This is a genomic window from Cupriavidus sp. 8B (assembly GCF_054589115.1).
Map to the genome: position 1 here is coordinate 136,217 of NZ_BAAILO010000161.1, position 11,318 is coordinate 147,534.

Genomic DNA, 11,318 nt, shown 5'->3' on the forward strand with positions numbered 1-11,318 from the left:
TTTTGACAGGGCCCGGCGGGCTTACTGCGCGCGCTTGTCGCGCTCGATCACGGCATAGGCGCTGTGATTGTGGATGGACTCGAAGTTCTCGGCCTCCAGCACATAGGCCACGATGCGATCGTCCGCATTCAGGCGCATGGCGATATCGCGCACCAGGTCCTCGACGAACTTGGGGTTCTCGTAAGCGCGCTCGGTGACGAACTTCTCGTCCGGGCGCTTGAGCAGGCCCCACAGCTCGCACGAGGCTTCTTCCTCGGCCATGCGCACCAGCGCCTCGACCGGCAGGTCGCCCGCCAGCTCCACGTTCATGGTGATGTGCGAGCGCTGGTTGTGCGCGCCGTACTGCGAGATCTTCTTCGAGCACGGGCACAGGCTGGTGACCGGCACCAGGGCTTTCAGGAAGACCTTGGAGGCGCCGTCGCGCACTTCGCCGATCAACGTGACCTCATAGTCCATCAACGATTGCACGCCCGATACCGGCGCGGTCTTGTTGATGAAATACGGGAAAGTCACTTCGATGCGGCCAGCCTCGGCTTCCAGCTTGACCAGCATCTTGTCGAGGAGCGAGCGGAATGTCGCCAGCTCCAGCGGCTCGCCCTCTTCTTCCAGCAAGGCGACGAAACGCGACATGTGCGTGCCTTTCTGGTCGGCGGGCAGGTGCACGTCGAGATTGAAGGTGCCAACGGTGGCCAGCACGCCGGCCGGCGTCTTCAGCGACAGGGGGTAACGCACGCCCTTCACGCCAACCCGCTGGATGGGGATCTGGCGGGTATCGAGGCTCGACTGCACGTCGGGCATCACAAAGGCGGGATTGATGTCATTCATACCGGTTAGGTTTCCTCTACGGTCGCGGCATTTTTCGCAGTCAACCTTGCCGCGCAACGAGTGTGAAACCGCGGGGATGGCAAAGCCGATGCCTTCCCGCAGCTGCGAACACAGAACCTGGGATTCTAAGGGAAATTGCCTTTGACTGCCCACGAGCGGGGCGATACCCGTACGCGGAGCACGGATTGCCAGGCATCAGGAAAACCGGCGCGCCCGCAAGCCGCGGGCGCGCCGCTGGCTCAGGCCGCGCGCGTGGCGACGGCCGGCTTTGCCAGGTTGAAGCGCTCGCGCACCGAGTGCTCGATGCCTTTGGCGTCCAGCCCGCATTGCGACAACAGGAAGGCCGGATCGCCATGATCGACAAAACGGTCGGGCAGGCCAAGCTGCAGCACCGGCACGGCGATGCCGGCGGCGGCCAGCGCTTCAAGCACCGCGCTGCCAGCGCCACCCATCACGCAGCCTTCTTCGACGGTGACGAGGTAGTCATGCTCGCTCGCCAGCTTCTTCACCAGCGCTTCGTCCAGCGGCTTGACGAAACGCATGTTGGCCACCGAGGCGTCGAGCGCCTCGGCCGCGCCCAGCGCCGGATGCAGCATCGAGCCGAACGCCAGGAAGGCCACGCGCTGGCCGGCGCGAGCGCCACCCGTGCGGCGCATCTCGCCCTTGCCCACCGGCAGCGCCGTGAGCGCGGCCTCGGTCGCCACGCCGGTGCCGGCACCGCGCGGGTAACGCACGGCGGTCGGGCAATCCTGCTGGAACGCAGTGGTCAGCAGCTGGCGGCATTCGTTCTCGTCGGCCGGCGTCATCACCATCATGTTGGGGATGCAGCGCAGGAAGGCGATGTCGTAGGCGCCCGCATGGGTGGCACCGTCGGCGCCGACCAGGCCGGCGCGGTCGAGTGCGAACACCACCGGCAGGTTCTGCAGCGCCACGTCGTGGATCAGCTGGTCATAGCCGCGCTGCAGGAACGTGGAGTAGATGGCCAGTACGGGCTTGAGGCCTTCGCAGGCCAGCCCGCCCGCGAACGTCACGGCATGCTGCTCCGCGATGCCCACGTCGTAGTAGCGGTTGGGGAAGCGCTTCTCGAACTCGACCATGCCGGAGCCTTCGCGCATGGCCGGCGTCACCGCCACCAGCTTGGGCTCGGCGGCGGCCATGTCGCACAGCCATTCGCCGAACACCTGCGTGTAGGTCTTGCGGGCCGGCTTGGTCGACGGCCGAATGCCTTCGGCCGGGTTGAACTTGCCGGGGCCGTGGTACAGGATCGGGTCGGCCTCGGCCAGCTTGTAGCCCTGGCCCTTCTTGGTGACCACGTGCAGGAACTGCGGGCCGCCGCCCTCGAGGGCGCGCTGGCGGATGTTCTGCAGCGTCGGCACCAGCGATTCGAGATCGTGGCCGTCGATCGGGCCGATGTAGTTGAAACCGAATTCCTCGAACAGCGTCGCCGGCACCATCATGCCCTTGGCATGCTCCTCGAAGCGCTTGGCGAACTCGAGCACCGGCGGGGCCACCGACAGCACGCGCTCGATCCCCTTCTTGGTGGCCGCGTAGAACTTGCCGCTCATCAGCCGCGCGAGGTGGCTGTTGAGCGCGCCCACCGGGGGCGAGATCGACATGTCGTTGTCGTTGAGCACCACCAGCAGCGGCAGGTCCTTGTAGACGCCGGCGTTGTTCATGGCCTCGAAGGCCATGCCGGCGGTCATCGCGCCGTCGCCGATCACGGCAATGGAAACGCGCTTCTCGCCCAGGGTGCGGGCGCCCAGCGCCATGCCCAGCGCAGCCGAGATGGAGGTGGAGGAATGCGCGGTGCCGAAGGTGTCGTATTCGCTTTCCGAGCGGCGCGGGAAACCCGAGATGCCGCCCCACTGGCGCAGCGTATGCATGCGGTCGCGGCGCCCGGTCAGGATCTTGTGCGGATAGCTTTGGTGCCCCACGTCCCAGACGACCCGGTCGTCCGGCGTATCGAACACATAGTGCAGGGCGATGGTCAGCTCGACCGTGCCAAGGTTGGACGACAGGTGGCCGCCGGTTTGCGACACCGATTCGAGCACGTAGGCGCGGAGTTCGTCGGCCAGCGTCTTGAGCTGGCGGCGGTCCAGCCTGCGAAGGGCTGCGGGGTCGTCAATAGTTTTGAGCAGTGCGTAGGTCATGATGTCCGTTCGGCGGCCGGATTCTTGTGCCCGGTTGTCAGTGTTTCCTGCTTGTCCATTCAATTCGAGCGCAGCACGATGAGATCGGCCAGTTCGCCCAGGCGTCGGGCGCGCGCGCCGAACACCGCCAACGCTTCGTGCGCCGTGGCCCGAAGCTGCTGCGCCAGCTGGCGTGCAGGCTCGAGCCCCATCAGCGACACGTAGGTCGGCTTGTCGTTTGCCGCATCCTTGCCGGCGGTCTTGCCCAGCGTGGCGGTATCTGCGGTCACGTCGAGGATATCGTCCACCACCTGGAACGCCAGGCCCACGGCAGCGGCGTAACGGTCGAGCGCGGCCAGGCCGGCCTCGTCCACCGTACCGCAGTAGGCGCCCATGCGTACGCTGGCACGCAGCAATGCGCCGGTCTTCATGCGGTGCATGCCTTCCAGTTCTTCCAGCGACATGGCCAGGCCGACATGCTGCAGGTCAATCGCCTGCCCGCCCGCCATGCCTACCGAGCCAGAGGCCCGGGCCAGTTCGGCTACCAGGCGCATGCGTGCGGCGGCGTCGAGCGAGGCCAGCGAGGCCGATTCGGCCAGCACCACGAAGGCCTGGGTCTGCAGCGCGTCGCCCACCAGCAGCGCCGTCGCTTCATCATAAGCCTTGTGCACGGTGGGACGGCCACGACGCAAATCGTCATCGTCCATGCAAGGCATATCGTCGTGGACCAGCGAGTAAGCGTGGATCATCTCCACCGCGCTGGCCGCCGCGTCGCAAGCCTCGGGGGCCGCGCCCGCCACTTCACCGGCCGCATGCACCAGCAAGGGGCGAACCCGCTTGCCACCGCCGAGCACAGCATACCGCATGGCTTCGTGCAGCGTGCACGGCACTGTTTCCACCGCCGGTAGCCCGGCGTCGAGCGCGGCCTCGGTCCTGGCGCCCGTGGCGCGCATCCAGGCGGCGAAATCGCCGGCTTCGATGGCTTGATGCGATTCGCTCATTCCAGGTCTCCAGCGTCGGCCGACATGGGCTTGAGCACATCGCCATCCAGTACTTTAACCTGTTGTTCCACGCGTTCGAGCATCTGCTGGCAGTACCTGACCAGTTCAGCCCCGCGCTTGTACGCGGCCAAAGAATCTTCCAGCGGCAAGGCGCCGCCCTCCATGCTGGCTACCAGCGCCTCCAGTTCGGCCATGGCGGCCTCGTAGGAGGCGGGCGGCGTGGAGGCGGACCGCTGGTCGGTCGCGGCCGGATCGGTCTGGGCCGGGGAGCTCGTAGTCTTTGGCATTGCGGACATTGAATCTGGGGAAGGTGGGATTTTACGCCAAAGCGGGGCGTTGGCCGCATCCATGCAATCAGGGGGCATGGACAGCGTTGCCGGAAAGTGACTTGTGCGCTCGGGTCGTCTTTCCGAATGCGCCCTGAACGACACCTAAATGACGACCCGGGTCGACTTTTTCGCTAAAAAGGCTAAATAATCAGTCCCTTAAGTTTTTCGCTCGGGTACAATCCGCGGTTCGTCAGCGCGATCTCCATCCATCGGTCCGGAAGCGGGCCAGGGCGCGGCTGACTGTCTTTCCCATATCGATTTCTTTTTCGATGGTTGGGTTGTTCACTGCTTTCGCCTGTCATAGGGAGTGGGGATAATGTCCAATCTCAGCACCGCGCTGAAACTGGTGCCGGCTGATACGCAGTTGCCCGTAAACGTCTACATCGACGAGGCACTGCATCAACAAGAACTGGAACTGCTGTTCAAGAAGGGCCCGGGTTATGTCGGCCACGAGCTGATGATCCCCGAAACGGGCGATTATCACACGCTGGCTGCCGAGGACGAGGGCCGCATCCTGGTACGGAATGCCGACGGGATCGAGCTCATGTCCAATGTCTGCCGCCACCGGCAGGCCATCATGCTCAATGGCCGCGGCAATGCGAAAAACATTGTCTGCCCCTTGCACCGCTGGACCTACGACCTCAAGGGCGAGCTGCTCGGCGCACCGCATTTCGCCGAGCGTCCGTGCGTCCATCTGAACCGCTCGCCGCTGCAGAACTGGAACGGCCTGCTGTTCGAGGGACAGCGCGACGTGCGCGCCGACCTGGCACGCCTGGGCGTGGCCGAAGACCTGAACTTCGAAGGCTACCTGCTCGACCACGTCGAGATCCACGAGTGCAACTACAACTGGAAGACCTTTATCGAGGTCTATCTGGAGGACTACCACGTCGTGCCGTTCCACCCGGGCCTCGGGAGCTTTGTCTCCTGCGACGACCTGAGCTGGGAGTTCGGCGACTGGCACAGCGTCCAGACTGTCGGGTTGCACGCGGGCCTGAAGCGCCCGGGCAGCCCCACGTACCAGAAGTGGCATGAGGCCGTGCTGCGCTTCAACAACGGCGTTCTGCCCAAGTATGGCGCGATCTGGCTCACCTACTACCCCAACATCATGGTGGAGTGGTATCCGAACGTGCTCGTGGTCTCCACCCTGCACCCGCTCGGGCCGAACAAGACGCGCAACGTCGTGGAGTTCTACTACCCCGAGGAAATCGCGCTGTTCGAGCGCGAGTTCGTCGAGGCCGAGCGCGCCGCCTACATGGAAACCTGCGTCGAGGACGACGAGATCGCCGAGCGCATGGACGCCGGGCGCCGGGCGCTGGCAAAACGCGGCGTCAGCGAGACCGGCCCGTACCAGTCGCCCATGGAAGACGGTATGCAGCACTTTCATGAATGGTATCGCCGCGCCATGTCCTTCACGGACTGACCCGCCAGCCAAGGCCCAGCGGGCCGCGGCAGCGACACCGCAGTGACGACGCAAGCAAAACGGACCGCCCAGGCGGTCCGTTTTGCCTTTGGTGCAGTGCACACTCGCTGCTACAATCGCCGCTTCCGGTGTGCGCCCGGCGCCTCGCCGCCTGTCGTGCCGGCCATCCGCCTCATGCGGAGCCTTTCGCGATCCGGCTCCCCGCCCCCCGCCAGGAGCCGGCTCGCGCGCTGCCCATTCTTCCTTTCGCCTCACCATGCAATCGCTCTGGATGCTGTTCGCCGCCTTCGCCTTCTCGTTAATGGGGGTGGGCGTCAAGCTGGCATCCGAGATCTATGCCACGGGCGAGATCGTTTTCTACCGCAGCCTGATCGGCGTGATCATCATGTGGACAGTGCTGGCTTCGTCGGGCACCTCGGTGCGTACGCCCCACATGGCCATGCATATCAAGCGCAGCCTGTTCGGCGTGACCGCCCTGCTGCTGTGGTTCACCTCGATCACCATGCTGCCGCTGGCCACGGCAATGACCCTGAACTACATGTCGCCGGTCTGGATCGCGCTGATCCTGGGCGCCGGCGCGGCCTTGACCGGCACCGGCGGCGCCGACCGCAAGCTGATCGGCGCCATCCTGATGTCGTTCGGCGGCGTGATCTGCCTGTTGCAGCCGTCTGTCGGCCAGAACCAGCTCACCGGCGGCCTGATCGGCCTGATCTCCGGCATGTTCACCGCGCTGGCCTACGTCGAGGTACGCCAGCTCGGCCAGCTGGGCGAGCCCGAAGGCCGCATCGTGTTCTATTTCTCGGCAGTCGGGATGGTGGTGGGCCTGGCCTGGATGCTGTTCACCGGCCCAAGCACCCACACCTGGCGTGGCGCGGGCCTGCTGCTGGCCATCGGCATCCTGGCCACCCTCGGCCAGACCGCGATGACGCGCGCCTACAAACGCGGCAACACACTGCTCACCGCTAACCTGCAGTACGCCGGCATCGTGTTCTCCAGCCTGTGGGGCATGATTGTCTGGCGCGACCAGCTCAACTGGCTGTCCTGGGTCGGCATGGCGCTGATCATCGCCAGCGGCATCGCCACCACGCTCACCCGGGCGCGCGAAGGCTCCAACCGGCAGCCGACCGCCGATACCCCGGTCAAGTCGGCCGAGGCGGAAGTGCACCCCGAGGTGTAGCATCGGGGGTGGCCGACGGTGCTCACCTCGCCGCCCGCGCCTGCCCGTGCCGTTGCAGCGCGACTATCCCAACCCAAGGTTATGCCATGTTCACCACCCTGATCTCCAGCCAGGACCTGCGCGCGCTGCGCGAAGACGGCAGCCGCCACAGCGTCGTGATCGACTGCAGTTTCGACCTGGCCAACCCAGCCGCCGGACGCGAGGCCTATCTCGTGGGCCACCTGCCCGGCGCCTTCTACCTGCACCTGGACAACGAGCTGTCCGGCGAGAAGACCGGCACCAACGGCCGGCACCCCTTGCCGGACCCCGACACGCTGACCGCGCGCTTGCGCATGCTGGGCGTGAGCGAAGACACCCAGGTCATTGCCTACGACGCACAGGGCGGCATGTACGCGGCACGCGCCTGGTGGCTGCTGCGCTGGCTGGGCCACGGCGCGGTGGCCGTGCTGGATGGCGGCAAGAATGCGTGGGTGGCGGCCGGCCTGCCGCTCGAGGCGGACAACACGCCTGATCCCGAAATCCCGGGCAACCTGACGCGCAAGGCCTCGCTGGTCGCCATGGTGGACGCCGACGCCGTGCTGGCGAACCTGGCAAGCCCGACGCGGCTGGTGGTGGACGCCCGCGCGGCGGACCGCTTCCGTGGCGAGAACGAAACGCTGGATCCCGTGGGCGGGCATATCCCCGGCGCGGCCAATCGCTTCTTCAAGGACAACCTGGAGGGGAACGGCAGCTTCAAGCCGGCCGCTGCGTTGCGCCAGGAGTTCGGGCAGGTGCTGGGCAGCAAGCCGGCCAGCGAGGCGATCATGCAGTGCGGCTCGGGCGTGACCGCCTGCCACAACTTGCTGGCACTGGAAGTGGCTGGCATGCCGGGCGCAGCGCTCTACCCGGGCTCGTGGAGCGAGTGGTGCGCCGACCCGGCTCGGCCGGTGGCAAGCGGCGCCTGATGGTGGCGTGATGGTGGCCTGATGGCGCCGTGACAGCGGGCGCCGGTCAGCCTTATTTGGTGGCAGCCGCCACGCCGTGCGCGTGGCCATGACCATGGTCATGCGCTTCGTGCACGCCATTGGTGATGAAGAAGATGGCGCAGATCCCGGTGGCGACCAGCGCCACCTGGATGATCGACTCGCGCCAGCGCGGCTTGCGCTGCATCTGCGGCATCAGGTCGCTCACGGCGATATAGACGAAGCTGCTTGAAGCAATCACCAGCACGTAGGGAATCCAGCCACTCATCTGGTCGAGCAGGTAATAGCCGACCACCCCGCCGGCGATGGCCGCCAGGCTGGACAGCAGGTTGAAGGCAAAGGCGCGCGCCTTCGAGAACCCAGCGTTGAGCAGCACGATGAAATCGCCAACTTCCTGCGGGATCTCGTGCGCGGCGATGGCCAGCGCGGTGACCAGGCCAATATGCGGATCGGCCAGGAAGGCAGCGGCGATCACGATGCCGTCGGCGAAGTTGTGGAAGGTATCGCCCACCAGGATGGTCATGCCGCTACGGCCCGCTTCCTCGCGGTCATGGCCGTGGTGGTGGTGGTGCCCATCCCCTTCGTGATGGTGAGAGTGGCGCAGCAGCGCGACCTTTTCCAGCAGGAAGAAACCAAGCAGGCCGGCCAGCAGGGTACCGAACAAGGCACGCGGATCGGCGCCGGACTCGAAGGCCTCGGGCAGGGAATGCAGCAGCGCCGTGGCCAGCAGCACCCCCACCGAGAAACTCACCATGCGCTCGACCACGCGGGATGCCACCGTCAGCGACAACAGCGCCGCGCCAAAGATACTGCCCACCCCCGAGATGGTGGCGGCAAGCAGGATGTAGACAAGCGTGGAATCGATGATGGGCTCCTGGGATCGGCTTTTCCGCTCGCGGGGAGCAGCATCGATCTCAAACGCAACAGTGTTGCAAGAAACGAAGCCCGCATTGTACGTAGGTTGCAGCCGGTTTTGCAAATCCCGCGGCACAAGTCGAGCTTGGCCGCGGGCCCGGCGCCGCCGGGCCTTGCCGCAAACGCGTGCCAATGCGCGCCCGCGTCAAACCCCGTGCTGCTTGAACCAGGCCAGGCAGCGCTGCCAGCCGTCCTTGGCGTCGGCCTCCCGATAGCTCGGGCGGTAGTCCGCGTTGAAGGCATGGCCGGATTCCGGATAGACCACGAAGGTCGATGCCTTGGCAAAGGGATCGTGCGATGCCGCCAGCGCCGCCCTCATCTTCTCGACCTGCTCCTGGGTGATCCCAGTGTCCTTGCCGCCATAGAGCCCCAGCACAGGCACCTTGAGCTGGCCGGCCAGGTCGATCGGGTTGCGCGGCTTGATCGGGGTCGGCTCGCCCACCAGCTGGCCATACCAGGCCACGCCGGCCTTGATCTGCTGGCTATGCGCGGCGTACAGCCAGGTAATGCGCCCGCCCCAGCAAAAGCCGGTGATGGCCAGCCGGCTGGTATTGCCGCCGTTGCCCTTGGCCCAGGCCACGGCAGCATCGAGATCGCCCATCACCTGCTCGTCGGGCACCTTGGAGATGAGCTTCGCCTGCAGTTCCTGGATAGTGCCGAAGCTGCTGGGGTCACCCTGGCGCGCGAACAGCTCCGGCGCGATGGCGAGGTAGCCCAGCTTGGCAAAGCGCCGGCAGATGTCGGCGATGTGCTCATGCACGCCGAAGATCTCGCTGACCACCAGCACCACCGGCAAGTTGGTCTTGCCTTCCGGCTGGGCGCGGTACGCCGGCATGTTGAAGCCGTCCGAGGGAATCGTTACCTCGCCGGCGGTGAGGCCGTTGAAATCGGTCTTGATGGCCTGCGCCATCACGGGCAAGGCAGCGGCAGCAAACGCCGAACCCAGCGCCGTCTTGACGAAGGCGCGGCGGTCAAAGGACTGGCTAGGTACGAGGCTTTCGACTTCTGGCTTCAGCATGCGGTCTCCTGTCAGGCGTGGATGGCTTGAATGGCTTGAATGGCTTGGATTGCGGATCCGGAAGGGGCAAGGCACGCCGACGCCACCGGCGCCGGGAGATCCGATTCTAAGCAAACATGGCGTGAAACGCACGCGCCCGGCAGGAGGGGCGAGCCTCTGCCCTCCTGCGGCACCCGTTAGCTGGTCAGCTGATCAGTGCAGCTTGACGCGCGGGCTGGTCTTGCTGCGCAGCCAGTGGGTCACGGTATCCAGCCCCATGCCCACGGCGCCGTGCAGCGCCATGACGTGCATGCGGTACAGGGAGCTGTACATCACGCGCGCCAACAGGCCTTCGATGAACATGGAGCCGCCGATCAAGCCGCCCATCAGGCTGCCGACCGCGCTGAAATGCCCCAGCGACACCAGCGACCCCAGGTCCTTGAAGGCAAACGACGGCAGCGGCTTGCCGTCCAGTCGCGCGCGCAGCGCGCCGTAGAGGAACATGGCCTGCTGGTGCGCGGCCTGGGCGCGCGGCGGCACCGCGCCCTGCTTCTCGGGCCAGGGGCAGCTGGCGCAATCGCCAAAGGCGAAGATATCGGGATCGGCCTCGCTTTGCAGCGTGGGCTTGACGATGATCTGCCCCATCCGGCTGACCGGCAGGCCCAGGGTGGACAGCACCGCCGGCGCGGTAATGCCGGCGGCCCACACCGTCAGGTCGGCGTCGATGCGCTTGCCGCTGGCGGTCAGCACCGCGTCCTCGGTGACTTCGGTCACGCGCTCGGCAGTGAGGACTTCGATGTCGAGCTTGTGCAGCAGCTTGGTGGTTTCGGTGGACACGCGCTCGGACAGCGCGGGCAGGATGCGCGGGCCGGCCTCGATCACGTGGATGCGCACATCGCGGCGCGGATCCAGCTGATGCAGCCCGTAGGCGCTGAGCACGTGCGCGGTATTGCGCAGCTCGGCGGAGAGCTCGACGCCGGTGGCGCCGGCGCCGATGATGGCAACGTCCACGCGCGGGCGGCTGTCTTCGCCAATGCGCCCGCGCCCGTTCTGGGCACGCACGCAGGCCGAGATCAGCTTGCGGCGGAAGCGCTCTGCCTGGTCCACGGTGTCGAGCGCGATGGCGTTCTCGGCCGCGCCGGGCACGCCGAAGAAATGCGTGACGCAGCCGATCGCCAGCACCAGGGTGTCATAGGGCAGTTCGCGCGCGGGCAAGAGCTCCGTGCCGTCGAGGTCGACGCAGGCCGCCACCGAGATGGTCTTGCGGGTCCGGTCGATGCCGGTCAGCTCGCCTTGCTGGAATTCGAAATGATGCCAGCGCGCCTGCGCGACGTATTCGAGTTGATGGGTGTGGGGATCCATGCTGCCGGCGGCCACTTCATGCAGCAGCGGTTTCCAGATATGCGTGGGGGAGCGGTCCACCAGTACCACCTGCGCGGCCCCGCTCTTGCCGAGCTTGTCGCCCAGCCGCGTGACCAGCTCCAGCCCGCCTGCTCCTCCTCCCACTACGATGATGCGATGCGCCCTTCCCTCTGTGCTCATGATCTACCCAGTGTCGTCGAT

At 66.2% G+C, this 11,318-nt stretch carries 10 protein-coding genes; 3 read left to right on the forward strand and 7 right to left on the reverse strand.

The features are described from left to right. Nucleotides 1-21: 21 nt before the first annotated feature. The 4 genes from folE2 to ACYP5B_RS16440 form a co-directional block, all read right to left on the reverse strand. On the reverse strand, nucleotides 22-825 hold the full coding sequence (gene folE2 / locus ACYP5B_RS16425; RefSeq protein WP_400095587.1) for a GTP cyclohydrolase FolE2: 804 nt from the start codon (nucleotides 823-825) through the stop codon (nucleotides 22-24). A 239-nt stretch (nucleotides 826-1,064) separates the two neighbouring features. Continuing rightward, a complete protein-coding gene (dxs, locus tag ACYP5B_RS16430) occupies nucleotides 1,065-2,975 on the reverse strand; it encodes a 1-deoxy-D-xylulose-5-phosphate synthase (RefSeq protein WP_459570411.1) in 1,911 nt (636 codons plus the stop codon). A gap of 59 nt (nucleotides 2,976-3,034) precedes the next feature. Further along, on the reverse strand, nucleotides 3,035-3,955 hold the full coding sequence (locus tag ACYP5B_RS16435) for a polyprenyl synthetase family protein (RefSeq protein WP_318232010.1): 921 nt from the start codon (nucleotides 3,953-3,955) through the stop codon (nucleotides 3,035-3,037). Then, complete coding sequence (locus tag ACYP5B_RS16440; RefSeq protein WP_267603927.1) at nucleotides 3,952-4,242, reverse strand: exodeoxyribonuclease VII small subunit; 291 nt, start codon at nucleotides 4,240-4,242, stop codon at nucleotides 3,952-3,954. The genes ACYP5B_RS16435 and ACYP5B_RS16440 overlap by 4 nt, the downstream gene beginning before the upstream one ends. 358 nt (nucleotides 4,243-4,600) lie before the next feature. Here ACYP5B_RS16440 and ACYP5B_RS16445 point away from each other — a divergent pair, with 358 nt between their 5' ends. The 3 genes from ACYP5B_RS16445 (at nucleotide 4,601) to ACYP5B_RS16455 (ending at nucleotide 7,825) form a co-directional block, all read left to right on the forward strand. Then, nucleotides 4,601-5,704: an aromatic ring-hydroxylating oxygenase subunit alpha gene (locus tag ACYP5B_RS16445; protein ID WP_400095591.1), complete on the forward strand. Its 1,104-nt coding sequence runs from the start codon at nucleotides 4,601-4,603 to the stop codon at nucleotides 5,702-5,704. A 256-nt stretch (nucleotides 5,705-5,960) separates the two neighbouring features. After that, entirely contained in the window at nucleotides 5,961-6,881 is a 921-nt protein-coding gene (locus ACYP5B_RS16450) for a DMT family transporter (protein WP_400095593.1), read from the forward strand. Nucleotides 6,882-6,967: 86 nt separating this feature from the next. Beyond that, nucleotides 6,968-7,825 carry a sulfurtransferase gene (locus tag ACYP5B_RS16455; protein WP_459570412.1) on the forward strand — a complete coding sequence of 286 codons (858 nt, stop codon included), beginning with the start codon at nucleotides 6,968-6,970 and terminating at the stop codon, nucleotides 7,823-7,825. Between the two features lie 52 nt (nucleotides 7,826-7,877). Here the strand turns inward: ACYP5B_RS16455 and ACYP5B_RS16460 are convergent, their stop codons facing one another. The 3 genes from ACYP5B_RS16460 to ACYP5B_RS16470 form a co-directional block, all read right to left on the reverse strand. Next, entirely contained in the window at nucleotides 7,878-8,669 is a 792-nt protein-coding gene (locus tag ACYP5B_RS16460; RefSeq protein ID WP_400095603.1) for a ZIP family metal transporter, read from the reverse strand. 234 nt (nucleotides 8,670-8,903) lie between these two features. Next, the gene (locus ACYP5B_RS16465; RefSeq protein WP_459570413.1) at nucleotides 8,904-9,776 is read right to left on the reverse strand and encodes a dienelactone hydrolase family protein; all 873 of its coding nucleotides are present in this window, start codon (nucleotides 9,774-9,776) and stop codon (nucleotides 8,904-8,906) included. A gap of 192 nt (nucleotides 9,777-9,968) precedes the next feature. Beyond that, the gene (locus ACYP5B_RS16470; protein WP_318232016.1) at nucleotides 9,969-11,297 is read right to left on the reverse strand and encodes an NAD(P)/FAD-dependent oxidoreductase; all 1,329 of its coding nucleotides are present in this window, start codon (nucleotides 11,295-11,297) and stop codon (nucleotides 9,969-9,971) included. Nucleotides 11,298-11,318 lie beyond the last annotated feature (21 nt).